The organism is Pseudomonas sp. GL93 (assembly GCF_003408955.1).
In the GTDB taxonomy this organism is placed as follows: domain Bacteria; phylum Pseudomonadota; class Gammaproteobacteria; order Pseudomonadales; family Pseudomonadaceae; genus Aquipseudomonas; species Aquipseudomonas paracarnis.
Window position 1 is genome coordinate 14,754 of the sequence record NZ_NKRF01000086.1, and the last position, 22,880, is coordinate 37,633.

At 61.3% G+C, this 22,880-nt stretch carries 20 protein-coding genes; 8 read left to right on the forward strand and 12 right to left on the reverse strand.

The genetic code is table 11. The features are described 5' to 3' along the window. Positions 1 to 150: 150 nt before the first annotated feature. Positions 151 to 2,871, forward strand: a complete 2,721-nt coding sequence (locus tag CER19_RS19090) for a hypothetical protein (RefSeq protein WP_116667569.1) — start codon at positions 151 to 153, stop codon at positions 2,869 to 2,871. A 63-nt stretch (positions 2,872 to 2,934) separates the two neighbouring features. Here CER19_RS19090 and dsbG read toward each other — a convergent pair whose 3' ends face one another. From dsbG to dsbD, 3 genes are read right to left on the reverse strand one after another with little or no spacing between them, the layout of a single operon-like run. After that, the gene (gene dsbG / locus CER19_RS19095) at positions 2,935 to 3,696 is read right to left on the reverse strand and encodes a thiol:disulfide interchange protein DsbG (RefSeq protein ID WP_014719310.1); all 762 of its coding nucleotides are present in this window, start codon (positions 3,694 to 3,696) and stop codon (positions 2,935 to 2,937) included. After that, a complete protein-coding gene (locus CER19_RS19100) occupies positions 3,672 to 4,517 on the reverse strand; it encodes a TlpA disulfide reductase family protein (RefSeq protein ID WP_116667570.1) in 846 nt (281 codons plus the stop codon). Before CER19_RS19100 ends, dsbG begins: the two co-directional genes overlap by 25 nt. Continuing rightward, on the reverse strand, positions 4,517 to 6,244 hold the full coding sequence (dsbD, locus tag CER19_RS19105; protein WP_116667571.1) for a protein-disulfide reductase DsbD: 1,728 nt from the start codon (positions 6,242 to 6,244) through the stop codon (positions 4,517 to 4,519). Before dsbD ends, CER19_RS19100 begins: the two co-directional genes overlap by 1 nt. Before the next feature lie 175 nt (positions 6,245 to 6,419). Between dsbD and CER19_RS19110 the strand changes: the two genes are divergently transcribed. From CER19_RS19110 to CER19_RS19135, 5 genes are all read left to right on the forward strand, one after another. Continuing rightward, a complete protein-coding gene (locus CER19_RS19110) occupies positions 6,420 to 7,100 on the forward strand; it encodes a response regulator (RefSeq protein WP_014719307.1) in 681 nt (226 codons plus the stop codon). Continuing rightward, the gene (locus tag CER19_RS19115) at positions 7,100 to 8,419 is read left to right on the forward strand and encodes an ATP-binding protein (protein ID WP_116667572.1); all 1,320 of its coding nucleotides are present in this window, start codon (positions 7,100 to 7,102) and stop codon (positions 8,417 to 8,419) included. Before CER19_RS19110 ends, CER19_RS19115 begins: the two co-directional genes overlap by 1 nt. A gap of 123 nt (positions 8,420 to 8,542) precedes the next feature. Continuing rightward, positions 8,543 to 9,316, forward strand: coding sequence for an N-acetylmuramoyl-L-alanine amidase (locus CER19_RS19120; RefSeq protein ID WP_116667573.1), 774 nt, complete (start codon positions 8,543 to 8,545; stop codon positions 9,314 to 9,316). Positions 9,317 to 9,586: 270 nt separating this feature from the next. Further along, on the forward strand, positions 9,587 to 10,987 hold the full coding sequence (locus tag CER19_RS19130) for an aspartate aminotransferase family protein (protein WP_003192849.1): 1,401 nt from the start codon (positions 9,587 to 9,589) through the stop codon (positions 10,985 to 10,987). Between the two features lie 82 nt (positions 10,988 to 11,069). Continuing rightward, on the forward strand, positions 11,070 to 11,294 hold the full coding sequence (locus CER19_RS19135) for an MbtH family protein (protein WP_003192847.1): 225 nt from the start codon (positions 11,070 to 11,072) through the stop codon (positions 11,292 to 11,294). Positions 11,295 to 11,403: 109 nt separating this feature from the next. Here the strand turns inward: CER19_RS19135 and CER19_RS19140 are convergent, their stop codons facing one another. The 8 genes from CER19_RS19140 to minC form a co-directional block, all read right to left on the reverse strand. Further along, a complete protein-coding gene (locus CER19_RS19140) occupies positions 11,404 to 12,750 on the reverse strand; it encodes an amidohydrolase (protein ID WP_116667574.1) in 1,347 nt (448 codons plus the stop codon). Between the two features lie 16 nt (positions 12,751 to 12,766). After that, complete coding sequence (locus tag CER19_RS19145) at positions 12,767 to 14,932, reverse strand: mechanosensitive ion channel family protein (protein WP_116667575.1); 2,166 nt, start codon at positions 14,930 to 14,932, stop codon at positions 12,767 to 12,769. Positions 14,933 to 15,004: 72 nt separating this feature from the next. Continuing rightward, positions 15,005 to 15,181 carry a hypothetical protein gene (locus CER19_RS28820; protein WP_164692207.1) on the reverse strand — a complete coding sequence of 59 codons (177 nt, stop codon included), beginning with the start codon at positions 15,179 to 15,181 and terminating at the stop codon, positions 15,005 to 15,007. Positions 15,182 to 15,371: 190 nt separating this feature from the next. Then, positions 15,372 to 16,661: a M18 family aminopeptidase gene (locus tag CER19_RS19150; RefSeq protein WP_116667576.1), complete on the reverse strand. Its 1,290-nt coding sequence runs from the start codon at positions 16,659 to 16,661 to the stop codon at positions 15,372 to 15,374. A gap of 170 nt (positions 16,662 to 16,831) precedes the next feature. After that, complete coding sequence (locus CER19_RS19155) at positions 16,832 to 17,467, reverse strand: RluA family pseudouridine synthase (RefSeq protein WP_003192838.1); 636 nt, start codon at positions 17,465 to 17,467, stop codon at positions 16,832 to 16,834. Between the two features lie 262 nt (positions 17,468 to 17,729). Continuing rightward, the gene (minE, locus tag CER19_RS19165; RefSeq protein ID WP_003175252.1) at positions 17,730 to 17,984 is read right to left on the reverse strand and encodes a cell division topological specificity factor MinE; all 255 of its coding nucleotides are present in this window, start codon (positions 17,982 to 17,984) and stop codon (positions 17,730 to 17,732) included. Between the two features lie 3 nt (positions 17,985 to 17,987). Further along, on the reverse strand, positions 17,988 to 18,800 hold the full coding sequence (minD, locus tag CER19_RS19170; RefSeq protein ID WP_003192835.1) for a septum site-determining protein MinD: 813 nt from the start codon (positions 18,798 to 18,800) through the stop codon (positions 17,988 to 17,990). Positions 18,801 to 18,999: 199 nt separating this feature from the next. After that, positions 19,000 to 19,737 (reverse strand): septum site-determining protein MinC, encoded by a 738-nt coding sequence (gene minC, locus CER19_RS19175; protein ID WP_116667577.1) that lies wholly within the window; start codon positions 19,735 to 19,737, stop codon positions 19,000 to 19,002. 119 nt (positions 19,738 to 19,856) lie between these two features. Between minC and CER19_RS19180 the strand changes: the two genes are divergently transcribed. Both CER19_RS19180 and CER19_RS19185 read left to right on the forward strand, forming a co-directional pair. Then, positions 19,857 to 20,792 carry a lipid A biosynthesis lauroyl acyltransferase gene (locus CER19_RS19180; protein WP_116667578.1) on the forward strand — a complete coding sequence of 312 codons (936 nt, stop codon included), beginning with the start codon at positions 19,857 to 19,859 and terminating at the stop codon, positions 20,790 to 20,792. Positions 20,793 to 20,822: 30 nt separating this feature from the next. Beyond that, positions 20,823 to 21,971 (forward strand): patatin-like phospholipase family protein, encoded by a 1,149-nt coding sequence (locus CER19_RS19185; protein WP_116667579.1) that lies wholly within the window; start codon positions 20,823 to 20,825, stop codon positions 21,969 to 21,971. A gap of 108 nt (positions 21,972 to 22,079) precedes the next feature. Here CER19_RS19185 and CER19_RS19190 read toward each other — a convergent pair whose 3' ends face one another. Beyond that, entirely contained in the window at positions 22,080 to 22,865 is a 786-nt protein-coding gene (locus tag CER19_RS19190; protein ID WP_003192827.1) for an outer membrane protein OmpK, read from the reverse strand. Between the last annotated feature and the right edge of the window lie 15 nt (positions 22,866 to 22,880).

Genomic DNA, 22,880 nt, shown 5'->3' on the forward strand with positions numbered 1-22,880 from the left:
CAGACCGCTGGTCTGGAATACCCATTTTTTCCGGTAGAACTGTCAAATCTGACAGTAGGCAAGCTTCCTGAACCACGTGTTAGATAACCGCAGTTTCTGGCTCACTCGGCCAGGCCCGACGGTGATCTAACGCTGGACAGGAGTCTTATCGTGGTTAAAAAAACGCTCTCTGAAAAACCTATTTCCGCTCAGGCCTCTGGCGTGTCGCAAGCGACTGAAGCGGAGTTGCCCTATGCGATTATCCAGTACGCCACCAATAACAGTGTGCTGTATCCGATCGATGCGATCGATGGCACTACGGCGACACTGACCTTGCCGGCGAATGCCACCCATGTCACGTTCTACCTGGCGATCAAGGATCAAGACGAGCCCGTCTTCGAGCCTGTTTCTGTCGCAAACGGTGTTGATGTCGTCGATATTCCTGCAAACTGGATCAGTTACTGCATCGGGCACACGGTATTGATCAAGTACACGGCCAATGCAGGTGGCCGAGCGCTGGAGTCCTTGACACTGGAGTTGGAAGTCCAACAGGTCCGGGAGGAGCACCTGGTGGTATCAAGGCCGGTGTTTGAGCATTCCAAAGAGGAGGAGCCGAACACCTGGCGGCTGAGGATGCTGAGCTTCACTGGCGATGAAACCGTTCACATTAAGGCGTGGCCAATGATTAACGCGGGCCACCGCCTGTTTGTCATCGTCGCGGGTAATCAGCATGTCACGCCGTATCGCTTCAGATGGGTGGCGTTGGATCACGTCGTACAGCCTCATGAGGCTCATGCTGATCACGTTTTCAGGTTCTCTCTGTCGCGAGGCTGGTTATCCAGACTCGACGACTATTCGTCTATCACTGCCCATCTGGGGGTGATTTGGGACAAGACTGCGCCTGTGTTTCCCGAGCCGGGCAACCCGCTTCTGGAAAATCCGCTGCCTGTAAATGCGCAGGATTTTCACCTGCGCACGACCTCGCTCTTGCACGTAGACCCGGCCCAGGATCTGGACCCACCCCATTTGCGCGAATCGGTGGAGCTGCCTCCAGGCCAATGGCAGGTCAATCCCACCAACACGGTCAACGGTGGGCATGCCACTGTCAGTTATGAAGGCATGTATGAAGGTGACCATGTCTGTGCTTACGCGTCCGGGCCAAATTACGGGCCTGTGGAACTCGGTTGCCAGAACGTGAAGAGCGGCGAAACGAACCTGTCATTCGATGTCGCTCCAGACATCATCGCAGCCCTTTTCAACAAGACCTTGACGCTGAACTACAGCCTTAGATTCAACAGTTACGAGCCCCAGTATTCGCCTGAGCGCTTGATCAAAGTACTTGCGCCACAACTGACCAGACCAGGCATTGAACAGGCAACGGGGAATACCCTGGACCTCAACAACTTTAGCGGGAATGCGACGGGGGTGGTGCCTGTTTGGGATTATGCGGTAGAGAAGCAATGTTGCTGGATGTGGGTAACCGGTACGCTTGAGGATGGCAGCGACTATTGTTTTTATGTGTTGGAGGGCGTGCCGCTTAAAGCTGCCTGGTTACACGATGGGGTCGATACGCCGATGGACAGGACCAAACTGCAAAAGTTGGCGGATTGCAGCGAGTTTGAACTGCATTTTGCGGCGAACTTCAATGGCCAGTGTACGCTGGATACAGCCGTTGAGTTCCCTGTTCGTATTTTCAGCATTGAGCAAGAAGCGTTGTTACTTCCCCCTCCCAGGGTATGTGAAGCAGTGGGTGATCAACTGACCATCTATAACGGCCGATACGGTGTGACGGCGCGAGTGGAGTATGAGCGGATCAGCTCCAGACATGAGATCGAGGCGGAGTGGGTCAAACCGGACGGTACGAGCCTGCGGTTGGAATCAAAACCGGACAACAGCGATCCGGGCTATGTGGATTTTGCGGTCCCGCGTGAGGCGGTGATCCAGGCAGCAGGTAAAACCATCCTGATCCATTACATAGTGACCAGTACTTGTAAGTTGTCGCCGTCGAAGACCCTTGCGTTGAAGATCAGTGTGCCGACCCGGTTGCCGACCCCCGTTGTGCCAGAGGCTACGCCACCGGCGACCAAGGGGGGCATTTTGGACCTGAGGAGCTTTACAGGGGATGCTCATATCACCGTGGAAAAATGGTGGTTCATCCTGGCAGGCCAAATGGGATTGCTGGAGTGTCGAGGCATCCAGGAAGATGGCTCCCCCTGCATTATTAGAGTGATGCCCAACGAGCCAATTACCGCAGGTGATGTGGCCGATGGGATATTGCGGGTGCTCAAGCGCGAGGACCTGGAAAAGCTGCGTAATAGAACCGCTTTGGAGGTGGTGTTCAAGTGCACGGCAGAGATTGGTGGGCATGAAGCCAGCGCGATTGAGTTTCCGGTCCTACACCTGGAGTTTCGTAAAGCGTTTTACGACTACACGGACTTCAACCCTACCGGAAAAGACTGGAATAGCTGGCAAAGAGGCCCGGGAGCCACCGATTCGAGAGATTTACGGCTGAAACAAGGTCAAGTGCCGCCTGATTTTGCGAATGGATATTATCGGGAAGACTGGGGATACACCAATACGACTAATCCCGCTACACAGCGCGAGAAAATGTTCAAGAACTTTACAGAGTTGGAAGTCGGGAAACAGTACGAATTCAGTGCCTGGATTCGTAACAGTTATCCGCCAGGCACCGGTAGGAAGCCCGCGTTGGTACTGGTAGTTCAAGGCGTAGACATTACTTCGATAACGCGGCCGGGCACTGCCTGGGAATTGCTTAAAGGCACCTTCCAGGCCAGTTCAAGCTCCTTGAGACTTTCGCTGGATAATATGGAAATGGGCATCGACCCGGTAAATGACTTCGACGTAACAGGTATCACCGTGAAGGAGATTTGATCAGAGGTTGCCGAGTCAAAAAAAGGCCTCCGATTCAGGAGGCCTTTTTTGTAGGAAAAATCTTTATTTCGGCCCGAGAATCTTCACCAACTTCTCCGGCGAAGGCGCCCCTTGCTGCTGCTGCAACCCCCCCTTGTCATCCAGATAGAAAATCGCCGGCGTCGCCGACAACTCCAGTTCATCCATCAGCTTCATATTCGCATCAAGCTTGGCCTCGACCTCGGCCGGGATCTTTTCCAGCGCCTTGAGCTTGCTTCCCTTGCCGGCGGCTTCGTGCTCTTGCAGGGCTTTTTGCGGGTCTTTGGCGGCGAGCAGGGCGGCGGATTTGCCTGGGCTGTCTTCGCGGATGATGCCGACCATGATGTGGCGCAACTGCACCTTGCCGGCCTTGACCCACGGGCGGGCCTGTTCCCAGAACATGTTGCAGTACGGGCAGTTGGGGTCGCTGAACAGGTAGACGGTGCGCGGGGCGTTTTTATCGCCGTCCTGGATCCAGCTGCTGTTTTCCATCTTGGCCCAGACTTCCTTGGCCATCGGCGCGTACACCAGTTTTTCCAGGGGCGCGGTGCTCAGGTCGTTGCCCTGGGCGTCGTACAGGTTGCCCGCAATCACGTGCTTACCGTCGGCGGTCAAGTACAAGGCCATGCCCCGGTTCTGGTACTGGGCGGCGTAGCCGGTGAGGCCGCTGGGGGCATCGAATTTGCCGATGATCTTGGCACCTTTGGCTTCGATCTGTTTGATCGGGGCCGGCAGGTCTTCGGCCTGGGCCAGCGTAGCGGCTAGCGTCAAAGGCAGCAGGGTCAGCAGGTGGCGGAGGCGAGGCATGTCGGTTTCCTTGTCGTGGTGTTGTCGAAGGGTTCCATGGCACGGGCCAGGCTGGCTTCGGAGAGTTCGCCCAGGTGGCTGTTGATCAGGCGCCCATCGGCTTGGTAGAACAGCGTAGTCGGCAAGGCCATGGAACCCACGGCCTGGCCGAGGCGGCCGCTGGCGTCGAACAGCACGTTGTCGAGGTTCAGGCCCTGGGTAGCCAGGTAGGTGCTGACGCTTTGCATGCTTTCGGCCTGGTTGACGAACAGGAAGGTCACGTCGGGGCGCATGCGCTGGGCGTTTTCCAGCACCGGCATTTCGCGTCGGCACGGCGGGCACCAGGTGGCCCAGAGGTTGATCACCAACGGGGCGCCTTGATAATCCGCCAGTTGCACCACCTCGCCATTGGCATTGCGCAGGGTGATATCCGGCAGGCGCGTGCCTTTTTCGTACAGACTAAGGGACAGGCCGGTCATGCCCCAGAACAACAGGCCGGTGATTACTCCGGCGCTGAGCGGCTTGCGCAGGGCAGGGCGACGCCAGCCGTAGACCAGCGCGCCGAGGATCAGCGCGATGATCCCGGGCCAGGCGAGAAAGCCGCCGTCACGCAGGTCGACCATCTCCACCCAGTCGTTGCTGTAATAACTCCAGTACATCAGCACAAAACTGACGCGGGCAGCGAGCAGGCCCAGCAGGAACAGGCTGAACAGCACCGACTCCGGGTTCTCGCCGCCGCGCTTGGCCACGCGCCAGCCCACCAGGGTGGCGAGAATCAGCGCGCTGATCAGCAGCAGGTGATTCAGGGCGATGGCGAAGGTGCCGATGGTGAGGGTCAGCATCAGAGGGCATCCCGCGTCTGGGTCCAGCGTTGCAGGAAGGCGGCGGCGTCTACTTCGCCGGTGATGCGTTGGGCGCGGCGTTCTTCACCGTTCGGGCCGATCCACACGAAGCTCGGGGGCCCCGGTACTTTGTAGCGGCCCAGCAGCTCGCGGCTGGCTGCGTTGTCGGCGGTGACGGCCAGGCGCAGCAGGCGCACGTCTTTGAGCGCGTCCATCACCTCGGGTTTGCCGAACACCTGTTTTTCCATGATTTTGCACGACACGCACCAGTCGGCGTAATAGTCCAACAGCACCCACTGGCCCTGGGCCTTGGCGCTGTCGAGTTGGCTTTGCAGTACAGTCGGGTCGCTTACCGTGGTGAAGGCATCGTGAGCGCTGGGTGCAGCGGCGAGCCGCGAGCCGCTGTAGACCTTCAACGGTTGCCACAGCTCATCGCTGCCACCGGCCGCACCCACCACCAGCACCGCGCCCCACAGGCCCAGTACCAGGGAACCGGCGCCGAACACCTTGGCCGCCAGGCCGGACTCACGGGCCAGCGCCCAGCCACAGTACGCCATCACCAGCGCCAAGGCGCCCCACAGACCGATCCACAGGCTGTCGCCGACCACCGGGCGAATCATCAGCACCGCAGTGCCCAGGAACAGGAAGCCGAAGATGCCCTTGAGCACGTTCATCCAGGTGCCCGGCTTGGGCAGGAAGCGATTGCCCACGGTGACCAGCAGCAACAGGGGAATGCCGATACCGATGCCCATGGCGAACAGGATCAGCCCCCCGTGTAGCGCATTGCCGCTCTGGGCGATGTACAGCAGGGCGCCAGCCAGGGGCGCGGTCATGCACGGCCCCACCAGCAGGCCGGACAATGCGCCGAGCACACCGGCGCCCACCAGGCTGCCACCGCTTTGCTGGCGGCTGACGTTATCGAGGCGGTCGCGCAGGAAGGCGGGCAGTTGCAGTTCAAAGAAGCCGAACATCGGCAGGGCGAGCAGTACGAACAACGCCGCAAAGCTGCCGAGGATCCACGGCGTTTGCAGCAGCGCAGCGAGGTTGGCGCCGAGCAATGCGGCCATCACCCCCAGGGCGGCATACACCAGCGCCATGCACACCACGTAGCTGCCGGCCAGGGCAAAGCCACGGCGCGGGCTGGCGCCACTGCCCACCACCAGGCCGGCGAGGATCGGCAGCATCGGCAACGAGCAGGGCGCAAACGCCAACAGCAGGCCCAGGCCGAAGAACACCAGCAGGCTCCACCCCAGGCTGCGCTGCTGCAGGCCGCTGGCCAGGCTTTGATCCTGGGCTTGCGCGGTCGCGGCGACGGCCGGGTTGCCGCCCAGGTCCACGGTGATCGACTGCGGCGGATAGCACAGGCCCGCATCGGCGCAGCCCTGCCAGCCGAGCTTGACCTGGCCGGTGGTGCCAGCGGGGATCTTCACTTCCAGGCCCTGGCGATAGACTTGCTGTTCGCCAAAGAACTCATCGCTATGGGCTTCACCTTCGGGCAGCACGGGTTTTTCGGCCAGGCCGTCGAACTTCATGCGCTGCTGGTACAGATAATAACCGTCGGCAATCTGCCAAAACAGCTGGGTTTCGCCGCTTTCAAGACGTTCGGAGGTAAAGGCGAAGGCTTTGCCCACCGGGAGGAAGTCGGGTTTGGTTTCGAAGGGGCTGCCCGGCGCTGCCTGGGCGAATCCCGCGAACAACACCAGCAGAAGGGTAAACAGATGCCGCATGGTCAAGCCTTAGTTCGATGCAAGTGAGGCACACAATGTGTGGCGTTGATTAACCGATGATTAACCACCGCTATTCTAGAGCGTAGGGATTATCCGGTGTTGCGAACTTTAGCGGCATAATGCGCGCTTAATCCGTGGCTTTTCTAATCGCGCCATCTTTCATGAAGGGTTAACCATGCACGTACTGGTCTGTGAAGACGACGAACTGATCGCCAGTGGCATCGTGGCCGGCCTGACCGCCCAGGGCTTTACCGTGGAGCGCGTGGCCACGGCCTCGGCTGCGCGGGCGATGCTCAAGGCCGCGGCCTTCGACATCATGGTGCTCGACCTCGGCCTGCCCGACGAAGACGGCCTCAAGCTGCTGCAACAACAGCGCAGCCAAGGGTTGGACATTCCGGTGCTGATCCTCACCGCGCGGGACTCGGTGACCAACCGCGTCGACGGCCTGCAAGCCGGCGCCGACGATTACCTGCTCAAGCCTTTCGACTTGCGTGAACTCGCCGCTCGCCTGCAAACCCTGTTGCGCCGGGTGGCGGGGCGCAGCGTCAACCTGATCGAACATGGCCGTCTGGCCTACGACCCCAGCAGCCGCGAAACCTTCCTCGGCGGCCAGCCGGTGGACCTGTCCCGGCGTGAACAGGCGTTGTTGCAGGCGCTGTTGCACAACAAGGGCCGCGTACTGTCCAGCGAACAGCTCAAGGACAGCGTCTACGGCTTCAGCGACGAACTGGAAAGCAACGCCCTCAACGTGCATATCCACCACCTGCGGCGCAAGTTGGGCAACGGCATCGTCGAAACCGTCAGGGGGCTGGGCTATCGCCTGGGCACCGCTGATGGGGGAGAAAACACGCCGTGATGAGCTTGCGCCTGCGCCTGACGTTCAAGCTGGGCGCCGCTTTTGTGCTGATCTGGGTGCTGGCGGCCGCCTGGATGCTCAACGATTTGCGCAACCAGATGATGTTTTCCCTCGACCAGCGCCTGGTGGCTTCGGCGCGCATGGTGGCCGGGCTCACCGAGCAGATGCCGGGCCTGGCCAGCGTCAGCGGTGGCGCGCATTTGCGCACCGAACAACTGAATGTGCCGGGCGGCATGGCCTGCCAGGTCAGTTCCTTGCGCGGCGAGATCCTGGCGCGTAGCCATACCACGCCGGAGGAAGGGCTGGAGTCGCGCCGCAGCGGTTTTCGCGACCAGATCATCGACGGTGTGGGCTGGCGCAGTTTTACCCTGTCCCGTGGCGATTTGCTGATCACCACCGCCGACCGCCAGGTGGAGCGCGAAGCCCTCAACCTGTCGATCCTGCTGGCGGCGTCGGTGCCGGTCGGCGTGGCGTTGCTGGGCTGCCTGTGCCTGCTGTGGCTGGGCATCGGCCAGAGCCTGGTGCCGCTCAACCGTATGCGTGACGCGCTGATGCGGCGCAGTGTCGACTCCCTCGAACCCTTGCAGATTCACCCGCTGCCCAGTGAACTCAAGCCGTTGCTCGACACCCAGAACCAACTGCTGCAGCGCATCGCCAAGACCATCGAGCGCGAACGTCGCCTGACCGGTGACGCCGCCCATGAACTGCGCAGCCCGTTGACCGCGATCAAGACCCACCTGCAAGTCGCGCGCATGACCGAGGGCGCGGCCCGCGACCAGTCCCTGGCGCACGCCGAGGAGGGCGCCGACCGCTTGCATCGCACCCTGGAGCAACTGTTGTTACTGGCGCGGGTGGAGGGCAGCCTGTCGTTTGACGATGGCCTGCAATCCAGTGCGGAGGAAGTCGCCAGGTTGGCGATCCAGGATGCCAACGCCGGTGACAATTCCCGTATCGATCTGATCCTGGCGCCGGCGCTTTCTCCCGTTCCAGTGGCGATGCCCGTGGGCCTTGCCGTCGCGGCCTTGCGTAACCTGCTGGACAACGCCCTGCGCCATACCCCCGCCGATACCCGCGTGGAACTGCAGGTGTTTTCTACCCCGGATAACGTGGTGTTCCGCGTGCGTGACCATGGCCAGCAGATCTCCAGCGAAGACCTGCAATACCTCACCCAGCGCTTCTGGCGCAACGGCAGCAGCGAAGGCTGTGGCCTGGGCTTGGCGATTGTCCAAGCGATTGTGCAGCGTTGCTCCTGCTCGTTGCACTTCGACAGCCAGCCCGACGGTATGCGGGTCGACCTGGGCATGCCGTTGCGGCGCTGAACTGCCCTTTTCACGTGGCAAATAATTACCGCCCGCCTGAGGCTCAAGCCTTCAGGATGGCGGTAATTTTTTTGCGCTTGAACGGGCCGAATGAGTCGGCCTGAATTGAAAAGGACTGTTCTTATGTTGGTGATCGACACCAGTTTCCCTGCCAGGGATTTCAACGACCGCCGCGGCGAATCCGTGCAGCAGGTGATTGTGCACTACACCGCCGCACCCTTTGCTTCTTCGCTACGCACCCTCACCCAAGATGGCGTCAGCGCCCACTATCTGCTGCCCGACCCCGATGAACCCAGCTACCGTGCTGCCGGTTATGAAGAGCTGCGCGTGTTTCGCCTGGTGGACGAGGGCCAGCGCGCCTGGCACGCCGGCGTGAGTTATTGGGCGGGGAAGGCCGATCTCAATAGCCGCTCGATGGGCATTGAAATCGTCAACCTGGCGCGCGATGACGCGGGCGTCTTTACCTTCCCGGAGTACGCACCGGCACAGATTGACGTACTGATTGCATTGCTTCGCGACCTGCTGGAGCGCTATCCGCAGGTCGGCCCCACTGACTGGCTCGGGCATTCGGATGTGGCCTACTGGCGCAAGAGCGACCCTGGGCCTCGGCTGCCCTGGCGTGTGCTGCATGAGGCCGGCATCGGGGCCTGGTTTGATGAATCGACCCGGGCGATGTACCAGCGCCGCTTTTGTCTCGGCTTGCCGCCGGAGGTCGAAGTGGAGCGGGCGTTTCAGCGTTATGGCTACAAGCCAGCGCAGAATCGCCTGGCCTTTGAGCAGCGCACCCGGGCGTTCCAGATGCACTTTCGGCCACGGGATTATTGTGGGTTCCTGGATGCAGAGACTTGCGCGATTCTTTATGCGCTGAATGAAAAATACCGCGGGCTTCGGAGCTGAGCACTGTTCAATTGTAGGAGCGAGCTTGCTCGCGAAAAACGTCAACGATACCGCGGGCTTTCTGGATAAACGCTGCGCCTGGGAGTTTTTCGCGAGCAAGCTCGCTCCTACAATTGGATCTTCATTCATCAGTTAACAACCCTCGTCCCCTAAATCCTTTTCTCGCTGAAGCGTCTCCACAACAGGAAATCCGTGCGCATGCCCCCTTGGGCCAGACGCCAACGGATCGGCAGTTTGGTCACCATCATCAGCGTATTGAGGGATCGAGAGATGTCAGTCGCTACCAGCCGTATCGAAGACGCCCCGGTGCAGGCCGCGGAAACGCTTTATCAGTTTGACGAAAGCCCGCTGCTGGCCCGCCAGCGCCAGCAGGAGTCCAACGCCCGCAGCTACCCACGGCGCATTCCCCTGGCGCTCAAGCGCGCCAAGGGCATTTATGTGGAAGACGTCGAGGGGCGCCGGTTCATCGATTGCCTGGCCGGCGCCGGAACCCTGGCGCTGGGGCATAACCACCCGGTGGTGATCCAGGCCATCCAGCAAGTGCTGAGCGATGAACTGCCCCTGCACACCCTGGACCTGACCACGCCGGTCAAGGATCAATTCGTGCAGGACCTGTTCGGTTTGCTGCCTTCTGAGCTGGCGCGGGAAGCGAAAATCCAGTTCTGCGGCCCCACCGGCACCGATGCGGTGGAGGCCGCGTTGAAGCTGGTGCGCACCGCCACCGGGCGCAGCACTGTGCTGTCGTTCCAGGGCGGTTATCACGGCATGAGCCAGGGCGCGCTGAGTTTGATGGGCAGCCTGGGGCCGAAGAAACCCTTGGGTGCCTTGCTCGGCAATGGCGTGCAATTCCTGCCATTCCCGTACGACTACCGTTGCCCGTTCGGGCTGGGTGGCGCCGAAGGTGTGCGGGTCAACCTGCATTACCTGGAAAACCTGCTCAACGATCCGGAAGCCGGCGTGTTGCTGCCAGCGGCGGTGATTGTCGAAGTGGTCCAGGGCGAGGGGGGCGTGATCCCGGCGGACCTCGACTGGCTGCGTGGCCTGCGCCGTATCACCGCGCAAGCGGGGGTGGCGCTGATCGTCGATGAAATCCAGAGTGGTTTTGGGCGTACCGGCAAAATGTTTGCCTTTGAACACGCCGGCATCATTCCGGACGTGGTGGTGATGTCCAAGGCGATTGGCGGCAGCCTGCCCCTGGCGGTGGTGGTGTATCGCGACTGGCTCGACACCTGGCTGCCGGGCGCCCATGCCGGGACCTTCCGCGGCAACCAGATGGCGATGGCGGCGGGCTCGGCGGTGATGCGCTACCTCAAGGATCACGACCTGGCAGGCCATGCGGCGGCCATGGGCGAGCGCCTGGGCGAACACTTGCGCATCCTGCAGCGCGATTTCCCGCACCTGGGGGATATCCGTGGGCGTGGGCTGATGCTGGGGGTGGAGCTGGTAGACCCGACTGGCACGCCTGATAGCCAGGGCCACCCACCGGTGCATCGCCAGTTGGCGCCGCTGGTGCAGCGCGAATGCCTCAAGCGCGGGCTGATCCTGGAACTGGGCGGGCGCCATGGCAGTGTGGTGCGTTTCCTGCCACCGCTGGTGATCACCGCTGGTGAAGTCGACCAGGTGGCCGAGATCTTCGGGCGTGCCTTGGCGGCGGCCGTGGCCAGCGTCTAATTTTCCAGGCCCTTGGTACGTTTCTACAGATATCAGTGCTGCGCGTGGTGCGCAGCCACCCTTTGAGCGACGGAGAACAGCAATGACCTCAGTATTTGACCGCGACGACATCCTCTTTCAGGTAGTGGTCAACCACGAAGAGCAATATTCGATCTGGCCCGATTACAAGGCCGTGCCGGAAGGCTGGCGCACCGTGGGCAAGAGTGGCATGAAGAAAGAATGCCTGGCCTACATCGAGGAAGTGTGGACCGACATGCGCCCGTTGAGCCTGCGCCAGAAAATGGATGGCGCGGCCCTCGCCAACTGATTCACCCCAATACCCTGTAGGAGCGAGCTTGCTCGCGAAGAACGCAAGAACGCCGCGTTTACCCTGAATAAACGCGGCGTTCTGAAGTTTTTCGCGAGCAAGCTCGCTCCTACAGGGGGGTGTGGGTGTAGAGGTAATCCGTCGCCAACGACGCCAGCGTCCTCACGCCCACCACCAACGCCGACTCATCCACGAAGAACCCAGGGTTGTGATTCGGCGCCGCCTTGCTCATGTCCTGGTCCCTAGGGGTTACCCCCAGGAAGACAAACAGTCCCGGCGCCTCCTTGGCATAGAACGAGAAGTCTTCGGCGCCACCCACCAACGGCCCTTGCACCACATCATCCTGAGCCGCCCAGCGCAGGCTCGGCAGCATTTTTTCGGTCAGCGCCGGATTGTTGATGGTGGGGTCGTACTTTTCGATGATCGTCACTTCGGCCTTGGCGCCACCGCTTTCGGCGATTTTCTCTACGGTCTGGCGCACATCCCCATGCAGCTTCTGGCGAATGCCGTAGTCGTAGGAGCGAATGGTGCCGCTCATGTCCACCGACTCGGGGATGATGTTATAGCGGGTGCCACCGTTGATGGTGCCGATGCTCACCACAGAGGGGAATGACGAAATATCGGTACGGCGGCTGACCACAGTTTGCAGGCCGACAATGGTCTGGGCGCCAACGGTGATCGGGTCGATACCGTCCCAAGGCCGGCCGGCGTGGGTCTGTTTGCCGAGGATCTTGATGCGCAGGTCATCGGAGCTGGCCAGGGTCGGCCCCGGGCGGTAGGCGATTTGCCCAGCGGGTACACCGGCCCACACATGCAGGCCGAACACCGCGTCGGGTTTCGGCGCTTTCATCACGCCTTCCTGCACCATCATCTTCGCGCCCCAGGTGTTCTTGCCGTCGGGGATAAAGTCGCTCGGCCCTTCTTCGGCCGGTTGGAAATAAAACACCACGGTGCCGGGCAGGCGCTCGCGCATACCGGTAAGAATCTTCGCAGTGCTCAGCAGGATCGCGGTGTGGGCGTCGTGGCCGCAGGCATGCATCACGTCGACCTCTTTGCCCAGGTAGGTGCCCTTGGCTTTGGAGGCGAAGGGCAGGTCGGCGACTTCCTTGACCGGCAGCGCATCCATGTCGGCGCGCAGGGCCACCGTGGGGCCGGGCAGGGCGCCTTTCAAGATGGCGACGACGCCGGTGCGGGCTACGCCGGTCTTCACCTCAAGGCCGAGCTCGCGCAACTGTTTGGCGACCAATTCGGCGGTGCGGGTTTCGGTATTGCCCAGTTCAGGATGGGCGTGGATATCGCGGCGGGTTTCCAGCAGGCTGGGTTCGAGGATTTTTGCCTGGGCGGCAATTTCCTCCCGGGCTCCGTCCTGGCCGCTGCTGGCGGCGATCACGGCACTGCTCGCGACGGCGCCGAGCAGACCCAAAACCCATTGGTGTGTCAGACCGTTCATTCGCATACCAACCTCTCCTTGCTTATTGTTGTGGATCTTTCTCCTGCACGCTGCCGGCGGTCAGCACCTGCACGCTCAAGCGCGGTGTCGCCAGGTCAAGCCCAGCTTCATCCAGGTGCCGCTTGAGCGACAGGTTGAACGCCCGCGACACTTCCCACTGCTTGATCGGCGCGGTCTTGAAGCGTGCGCGCAGGATTGCGCTGCCGGACTCGAAACTTTCCACGCCTTGGATCTCCAGCGGCGACCAGATATTGCGGCGTTGCAGCGGGTCGTTGCGCATGGCATGGCCGACCTCGCGCATCAGTTTGATAGCGTCGTCGATTTCCATGTTGTAAGGGATCGCCACGCGGAAGATCGCGTAGCCGAACTCGCGGGAGTAGTTCTTGATGCTCTTGATTTCGCTGAACGGGATGGTGTGCACGATGCCGTCGATATCGCGCAGGCGCACGGTACGGATGGTCAGGCCTTCCACCGTGCCGAGGTGGCCGCCCACATCCACGTAGTCGTCGATGGCCAGGGAGTCTTCGATGATGATGAACAGGCCGGTGATCAAGTCGGCTACCAGCGATTGTGCACCAAAGCCGATGGCGATACCGATCACACCCGCACCGGCCAGCAAGGGCGTGACGTTCATGCCCATGTTCGCCAGGGCGACGATGGCGGCGATGATGAAAATAGTCACGAACAGCACGTTGCGGATCAACGGCATCATGGTTTGCGCGCGGGCGTTGGCCAAGCCTTTGCGCGAGCGCGTCAGGGCGTGGTGAATGGCCGTGTCGCTGAGGATCCAGATCAGCCAGGCAAACAGCAACGTGCCCGCGAGGCCAAACAGCTTCACGGCTATTTCATGACCGTCACCTTCGGTAAAGCGAATCATCGACAGGCCCCACACCCGCAGCCCCAACTCAATAAACACCAGCCACACCACCAGGTGCACCAGGGTGTAGACAAAGCCTTTGAGGCGCTCGGAATACAGCGCATGGCGCTTGTGCCCGCGGTGCGGCTTGAGGGCGTGGCGGCGCACCAGGCCGTTGATCACCATGCACAACACCAGCAACACCGTGCACAGCAGCGACTGGCGCAGGGCGGTGCTGGTGTCGCCGGCGGACAGGAAGGTGGCGAACAGCGAAATGCCCACCAGCAACAGCGCCGGCACGTACCAGAAGGTGCCGATGATCGACAGCGTATCAGTTAGCGCACGGCGGTTGAGGCGGCGCGACAGCGGCTGATTGCGGATCAGGTGCGCAATCGGACGGCGGAACCGCAGGATAAACACCCCGGTGGACAACGCCGCCATTACATTGGCCACGGTTGCGGCGGTGTGGGCCAGGTGCTGGCCGAGCGCTGCAATCAGGCGCGGATCGCTCAAGGCTTCACCAAAGGCGGCGAAACTGCCGATCCACCACAGCGGGCGGAACGCCTGGTGGCGCAGGATATACAGGGCGCGGTGGCGGTGTGGGCCGTCGAGTACGGAGAAGGCAATCACACAGATGGCCGAGAAACAGGTGCCGACCACCAAGGCATAGGCCAGCACCATGGCCAGGGATTTGCCCAGGGAGGAAGGCAGGGCGTAGCTCAGGTAAACCGTGATCACCAGGGCGATTAACCAGGGGCCCAGCTTGCGCAGGGCGAAGCGCAGCATGTCCCAGGTGCGCGGGTGCTGCGGCAGCTCTTCGGGCAGGCCGAAGCGCTCGCGCACCCGGTGGCTGAGCCAGATCAGCGCAGCGGCCAGCAGGCTCCACACGGCCAGAATCACAGCAAAGCCGAAGATGATCGGCAGCCATTCGCTGGCCGGCAGCATCAGGGCGGCCAGTTCATCCTTGGCCAGGTCGACTTCATTGGACCAGCGCCCCAGCGGGCTGTCGGCGCCGGAAAACTGCTGCTCAAAGCCCGACAGCGTACTGCCGATCAACCCGAGTACGCCGAGTTCGGCGGCGGGCTGGGCCTTTTGCGTGGCGGCGCGCAGTTTCTTCAGGTCACTGAGCAACTGGGTGCGTTGCTGGTCGTTTTCCAGGGTTTTGATGACTTCGTCCAGCGACTGCCCCAGGGGCACTTCCGCCTGGGGTTGGGTCTTGCTGGAGCCGCCCAGCATCCCGGGCAAGCCCACCGCTTGGGCGGGCGTCACTGGCAGCAGCGTAAGCAGGGCGATCAGCAGGTAGCAGGGCAGGGCAAACAGACGGGAGAACACGAGGCGGTCAACCTTGAAAACGACGAATTGACCGAGTGTACGAGGCCGCTATGCCCAATGCGAGCGCATTTGTCACTGCGCCAGTTTGGCGAGGATCTTGTAGAGCACGGTGCCGAGGATCAACAGCATGCCGATCCACATACCGAACACGCCCAGGGGCTTGTCACGAAAGTTGAAGCCGACCGCGAGCATGATCATGCCGATCACGATGGGGATCAGCATGGCGTGGAAGGAGGACATTGAGATCATGGCGGGGGTGGCCTTGTCGGACTGAAAGTTCTGACAAGTCTAGGCCGGATTGGCAGAAGTGCAGTTGATGTGAGTCAGATAGCCTTACATCTGTTTGGAAACCCATCGCGGGCAAGCCCGCTCCCACACTGAAATGCGTTCACAGATCAAATGTGGGAGCGGGCTTGCCCGCGATGGGCGCGCTTCGGTCTCAGGGTAAGTCGCGGCTGGCGTAGAACGCCCCCAGCACCTTGACCAGATGCGCCAGGTCATGGCTGCCGCACAACTCGCGGATGGAGTGCATGGCAAAGGTCGGCAAGCCGATGTCCACGGTGCGCACGCCCAGGTGGCTGGCAGTGATGGGGCCGATGGTCGAACCACAGCCCATGTCGCTGCGCACCACGAAGCTCTGCACCGGCACTTCCTGGGCCATGCACAGGTGGCGGAAGAACCCGGCGGTTTCGCTGTTGGTGGCGTAGCGCTGATTGCTGTTGACCTTGATCACCGGGCCGGCATTGAGTTTCGGGCCGTGGTTGGCGTCGTGTTTCTCGGCGTAGTTGGGATGCACGCCGTGGGCGTTGTCTGCCGACACCAGCAGGGATTTCTGAATGGTGCGTACGAATTCTTCACCTTCGGGCAGCAGGCGACGCAGTGTCTGTTCCAGCATCGGGCCATCGGCGCCGCAGGCCGAGCAGGAGCCGACTTCTTCGTGGTCGTTGCACACCAGCACGCAGGTTTCATCGGTTTCGCTGGTGAGCAAGGCTTGTAAACCGGCGTAGCACGACAGCAGGTTGTCCAGGCGCGCACCGGCAATGAAGTCGCCATTGAGGCCGATGACTGCCGCGCTTTGGGTGTCGTAGAAACTCAGCTCGTAGTCGAGCACCACATCAGCGTTCAGCCCATGCTCGCGGGCCAACTGCTCGGTGAGCACAGCGCGAAAGTCCACGCGTTCGTCACCGGAAAATTGCGCCAGGATCGGCGGCAGCTCGGTCTGGGCATTGATCGCCCAGCCCTGGTTGGCTTCACGGTTGAGGTGAATGGCCAGGTTGGGAATGATGGCGATCGGCAACTTGAAGTCGATCAGTTGGCTCTCGACCTTGCCATCGCGGCGGAAGGTGACACGCCCGGCCAGGGACAGGTCGCGGTCGAACCAGGGCGCCAGCAGCGCGCCGCCGTAGACTTCCACACCCAGTTGCCAGAAGCCGTGGCGTTGCAGCTCCGGCTGGGGCTTGACCCGCAGGCATGGGCTGTCGGTGTGGGCGCCGACCATGCGGATACCGTCCTGCAGCGGCGATTGGCGGCCGAGCTTGAAGGCGATGATCGAGGAATCGTTGCGGGTCACGTAGTAGCGACCGTTGGCCTCGGTGGCCCAGGTGTCGCGCTCGTCGAGACGCTGGTAGCCGGCGGCTTCCAGGCGCTGGGCGAGGGCGGCAGTGGCATGAAAAGGAGTAGGGGAGGCCTTGAGGAAGTCGATCAGGCCTTGATTCAACGCTTCGCGCATAAATAGCTCCAGACAGCAATGCGCGGAGTTTACCGTATTGGCCCCGCCGATTCATTGTAGGAGCGAGCTTGCTCGCGAAAAACTCAACGGCACCGCAGTCATTCAGGTTATACGCGGTGTTCTCAGGTTCTTCGCGAGCAAGCTCGCTCCTACAGGTAAGCGTCTGTGCCTTAAAAAGGGGCTGGGCACTCGAAGCGCAGGCGCTCGCCGCTTTGCGGATGGGTGAAGCTGAGCATGCTTGCGTGCAGGCACAGGCGCGGCCAGGCGGCCAGGGCTTGCTCATGGGCGTACAAGCCATCACCCAGCAACGGATGCCCGATGGAGAGCATATGCACGCGCAACTGGTGCGAGCGCCCGGTGATGGGTGTCAGCTCTACGCGGCACCAGTCGCCGCAACGCTCCAGCACTTTCCAGAAGGTCAGTGCATGTTTGCCGAACTCGTGGTCGACCACATGGCGAGGCTTGGTCGGCGGGTCGTAACGCAGGGGCAGGTCGATGCTGCCGCTGTCCAGTGCCGGTTGGCCCCAGGCCAGGGCGGTGTAGGCCTTTTCTGTTTCGCGGTCGTGAAACTGGCGGGACAGTTCGCGGTGGGTGTCGGCGTCCCGGGCCAGCAGGATGATCCCTGAGGTTTCCCAGTCCAGGCGATGGACGATACGGGCTTCGGGGTAGCCGTTTTCTTGCAGGCGGGTGATCAGGCAGTCCTTGTTGTCGTCGGCGCGACCAGGCACCGAGAGCAGCAGGGTCGGCTTGTTCACCACCAGGACAGCGTCGTCCTGATGCAGGATATGGATATTGGACAGCGGCATTAAACAGCCTCGTAACAAACGCCAACGGCGGCTCCACTGACTGCCCCCTCACCCTGTAGGAGCGAGCTTGTGTGGCGAGGGAGCTTGCTCCCGCTGGAGTGCGTAGCACTCCCAAACCGCTCACCGAGTTGCAACTGATGTAACTCGAGCGTTCAGTCTGGGGCCGCTTCGCAGCCCAGCGGGAGCAAGCTCCCTCGCCACACAAGCCGCTCCTGCAGGACGTGGGCCGTCAGGGGAGCCGCCGTGGCGACCGCCCGTTCGATCAACGATCGGGCAGGGTGATATTGAGTTCCAGAATCGAGCAGCTGCCGTCATTTTCCAGGGCGACATGCACGTCATCGTTGCCGATATTGACGTACTTGCGGATCACCTCGACCAGTTCCTTCTGCAAGGCTGGCAGGTAGTCCGGCGTGCTGCGTTGGCCGCGTTCGTGCGCCACGATGATCTGTAGACGCTCTTTCGCTACCGACGCGGTACTTGGCTTTTTGTTGGCGCGAAAGAAGTCGAGAAATTTCATTGTTTAGTTGCCTCCAAAGATACGCTCGAAGAATCCCTTCTTCTTGACATCGAGGAAGCGGTGTTCCACGGTCTTGCCCAGCAAGCGATCAACTGCATCGCTGTACGCCTGGCCGGCGTCGCTCTGGTCGTCGAGAATCACCGGTACGCCCTGGTTGGATGCCTTCAGCACGGCCTGGGATTCCGGAATCACGCCCAGCAGGGTCACGGCGAGGATTTCTTTCACGTCTTCAACACCGAGCATTTCGCCGTTGTTGACGCGCTCCGGGTTGTAGCGGGTGAGCAGCAGGTGCTCCTTGATCGGGTCCTGGCCTTCTTCGGCGCGCTTGGACTTGCTGGCCAACAGGCCGAGCATGCGGTCCGAGTCACGTACCGAGGAGACTTCCGGGTTGGTTACCACGATGGCTTCGTCGGCGAAGTACATCGCCAGGTGAGCACCGGTTTCGATACCGGCCGGAGAATCGCAGACCACGTATTCGAAGGTTTCTTTGAGCTCGGCGAGGACTTTGCCGACGCCTTCTTTGGTCAGCGCGTCTTTGTCACGGGTCTGGCTGGCAGCCAGCACGTACAGGTTCTCAAGGCGCTTGTCCTTGATCAGGGCCTGTTGCAGGTTGGCTTCGCCGTTCACCACGTTGACGAAGTCATACACCACGCGACGCTCGCAGCCCATGATCAGGTCAAGGTTACGCAAACCGACGTCGAAGTCGACGATGACTGTCTTGTGGCCGCGCAGTGCGAGGCCGGTACCGATAGCGGCGCTGGTGGTGGTCTTACCCACACCACCCTTGCCGGATGTAACCACGAGAATCTTGGCCAAGGTGTTTCACCCCTAAGGAAAAAGGACTTTCGGTCCCTGAAAAACATCTCTTGGAACTCGCCGCAGGCGGACAGCCTTTGCAGGAAAAAGACGGGGTTTCCATGGGGAAACACCAACTTCCAAAAAGTCCTACACAAGTCTTGCCGGTTTCGCTTTGCTATCAGAGTCTAGAGATGCTTGGAAAATGCGGCAGTATCCGTTAAAGACGGATGATGTTCAACACATCGCCCGACAGGTTGACCTGTACCGAAGCGCCCCACAGTGGATCGCGGCGCAAATCTTCGGAAACCTTGTACTGACCCGCGATGGAAACCAGCTCAGCGGTCAACTGCTGGCAAAAAATACGTGCCTTGGTATCACCCTTGATGCCGGCCAGGGCGCGTCCGCGCATCGGGCCGTATACATGGATGTTGCCATCGGCAAGAAGTTCCGCCCCCGGGCTGACCGAGGAGACCACCACAAGGTCGCCGCCTTGGGCGTAAATCTGCTGCCCGCCGCGTACCGGCGAGGTGATGATCTTTGTAGGCCTGATCGCAGGCTCGGGTGGGTTTTCCGGTTTTTTCTTTTCTTCGCCGACCAATGGCTCCAGCGCACGCTCACGGGCGCCGGACGGTGGCAGTACTGGCAGTTCAATGGCGATGGCGGCGGCGATGTCTTCGATGCGGCTGGCGCGAATGGCCAGGGTGCGCAGGCCATGGGAACGGCATACGCGCATCAGGCCGGGCAAATCAATCACGCCCTGGCCAGTCGGCAGCTTGTCCAGCGCCAGCACCAGCGGGGCGTTGTTGAAGAAGTTCGGCGCCAGGGCGACCTTGGCGGCCAGTTGGCGGTCCAGGGCGTCGAGGTCATTGCGGGCCAGTTCCAGCACGGTAATGGCGAGCATGCTGCCTTTTAGCTGGAACACGGGATCTTGGTCTAGCGGTTCGGTTTGGCTCATGGTCGGCGAAAGCGGCTTGTCACGAAAAGTGTCGAGACTTATAACGAGAACACTCACCCGCCGCAAGCCGAGTCGAACCGTTGTAGAATGCGCGGCCCTTGTCTTTACCGGAATCTGTAATGGATCGCCCGCGTTTTCGAGCTGTATTTCTTCACCCGCGTTTTTGGCTGCTATGGCTGGGGCTCGGCCTGCTGTGGCTGGTCACTCAATTGCCGTATCGGGCGCTGTTGACCATTGGTCGCCTGCTGGGCGCGGGCATGTACCGCGTGGCGGGCGATCGTCGCCGTATTGCGGCGCGCAACCTTGAGCTGTGCTTCCCGGAAAAATCCGCCAAGGAACGCAAACGCCTGCTCAAGGAAAACTTCGCTTCCACCGGCATCGCCTTCTTTGAAATGGCCATGAGCTGGTGGTGGCCCAAGCCGCGCCTGGCGCGCCTGGCCCATGTCGAAGGGCTGGAGCACCTCACGCAGGCGCAGTTGGACGGCAAGGGCGTTATCCTCATGGCGCTGCACTTCACCACCCTGGAAATCGGCGCGGCGCTGCTGGGGCAAAAGCACACCATTGACGGCATGTACCGCGAACACGGCAACCCGTTGTTCGACTTTATCCAGCGCCGTGGCCGTGAACGCCACAACCTCGATTCCCTGGCCGTGGAGCGCGACGACGTGCGCGGCATGCTCAAGCTGCTGCGCGCCGGCCGGGCCATCTGGTACGCACCGGACCAGGACTACGGCGCCAAGCAAAGCATCTTCGTGCCGTTGTTCGGCATCCAGGCTGCTACCGTTACCGCTACCAGCAAGTTCGCCCGCCTGGGTAAGGCGCTGGTGGTGCCGTTTACCCAGGAGCGCCTGGCTGACGGTAGCGGGTACCGCCTGGTGATCCATCCGCCGTTGACGGACTTCCCGGGTGAAACCGACGAGATCGACTGCCTGCGCATCAACCAGTGGGTCGAAGCCTCGGTACGCGAATGCCCCGAGCAATACCTGTGGACCCATCGCCGCTTCAAGAGCCGACCGCCGGGTGAGCCCAAGTTGTACGAAAAGCGCCGTCGATAAGCCCAACCCTTTCTCACATGGATTGACGCAATGCGCCCAGCTGAACCGGTCACAGGCTTGATTCTTTCTGGCGGCGGGGCGCGCGCGGCGTATCAGGTGGGCGTGTTGGCGGCGATTGCCGAGTTGCTGCCTGCGGGGGCAGCGAATCCTTTTCCGGTGATCGTCGGCACCTCGGCTGGTGCGATCAATGCGGTGAGCCTGGCCAGTGGCGCCAGCGATTTTTCGGCAGCCATCCAACGGCTGACCGCCTTCTGGCAGGGCTTTCGCAGCCATCAGGTGCTGCGCAGTGACTGGCCGGGGGTGATGCGCCAGGCCAGTCGTTTCCTGATCCATAGCCTGTTAGGCCTGGGCAGCCAGGTGCCGGTGGCGTTGCTCAACAGCTCGCCGCTGCGGGATCTGTTGCAGGAGCGCTTGAACCTGGACGGCATCGACGAGGCGATCCGTCGCCAGCATTTGCAGGCGGTGGCGGTGACGGCGTTTGGCTACGAGTCCGGGCAAGCGGTGACCTTCTATCAGGGCGGCGGCACCATCGATGCCTGGCTGCGCCATCGGCGTATCGGCGTGCCCACCCAATTGACGGTGGAGCACCTGCTGGCCAGTTCGGCGATTCCGCTGCTGTTTGCCCCGGTCAAGCTCGGCCAGGAGTACTTCGGCGACGGTGCGGTGCGCCAGTCCGCGCCCATCAGCCCGGCCTTGCACCTGGGCGCCAGTCGCGTGTTGGTGGTGGGGGTGAGTGGCAACCCACGGGGCAATGAACCTTCGGTGCAACGCACCTACACCGGCCAGCAACCGACCCTGGCGCAAATCGGCGGGCATATGCTCAACAGCACGTTCATTGACAGCCTGGAAAGCGATATCGAGTTGCTGGAGCGTCTGAACCAGTTCAGCCGTGTGGTGCCTGTGGATGCGGCGGTGCAGGGCCTGGCCCCGGTAGAGGTGTTGGTGATTGCCCCCAGCCAGCCCATCGATGAAATCGCCGCGCGACATCGCCAGGAGTTGCCGGCGGCGTTGCGTGTATTCCTGCGTGGGCCGGGGGCGACCAAGACCAGCGGGGCTGGGGTGTTGAGTTATCTGTTGTTCGAGGCGGGGTATTGCAGCGAGTTGATCGAACTGGGGCGCAAGGATGCCTTGGCCAAGCGCGAAGAAATCACCCGTTTCCTCGGCCTGGCGCCGAACTGAATGTGGGAGCTGGCTTGCCTGCGATAGCGGTATGCCAGCCAACACTGCTGGCACAGACACACCGCGATCGCAGGCAAGCCAGCTCCCACAGGGAACCGCGATCAACCTTTAGAAGTGGTACTTGACCAGGAAGCTTGCCGTGTCCTGAGTCGTCTTGAAGGCGCCGCTGTCTTCAATCCCGTACTTGTTCTTCCAGTAGTCGTATTCAAAACCCACATACAACTGCTTGTCGCCCCAATGCAAGGCTTTGCCCAAGTCGTATTTGACCTGTGGGTTGAAGTGCAGGTTGGCGTGGTAAGTGCCGCGGGCGTTCTTGTCGTTATCCACCACCCAGTCCATGAAACCGTCGATCAGCACGTCGGAATTACCCACGGGAATGGTGTACGACCACACCGGTGTGATCTGCCACACGCCGTCACCCGGGCGATTGCCTTCAGTCTGGCGCTGGTAGAAGTTCAGCTGGAAGTAGTCGAAACCGGGAATGTTCAAATCGAATGCCGGGCCCAGCAAGTAGGACTCGTTGTCGCCTTCGCCGAACTCGTAGGTGAAGGCCAGCAACACATCCTTGATCGGGCCGAACGACAGGTCCTTGTCCAGGATCTTGCCGAACGACAAACGCGGGCTGAACTCGCCGTAGTAAGTATTCGGGCCGACATTGCCGTCTTCCTTGCCGTTGTAAAAGATGCGGTCGAGGAAGAAGAAGTTGTCGCCATACTTCCACGCGTCGGCATGTTCGAAGGTGACGGTTTGCTGGATCTGCGGGTTGACGGTAAAGCTCTTGCCCCACAGATAAGTCAGGCTGTTGTTTTGCCACTGCAACAAGTCACCGGCTACGGCTTGGCCACCGGCCAACAGTGATCCTGCCAGCATCAGGCCTTTGAACATAGGTTTCATTCGGTTGCTCCCGAG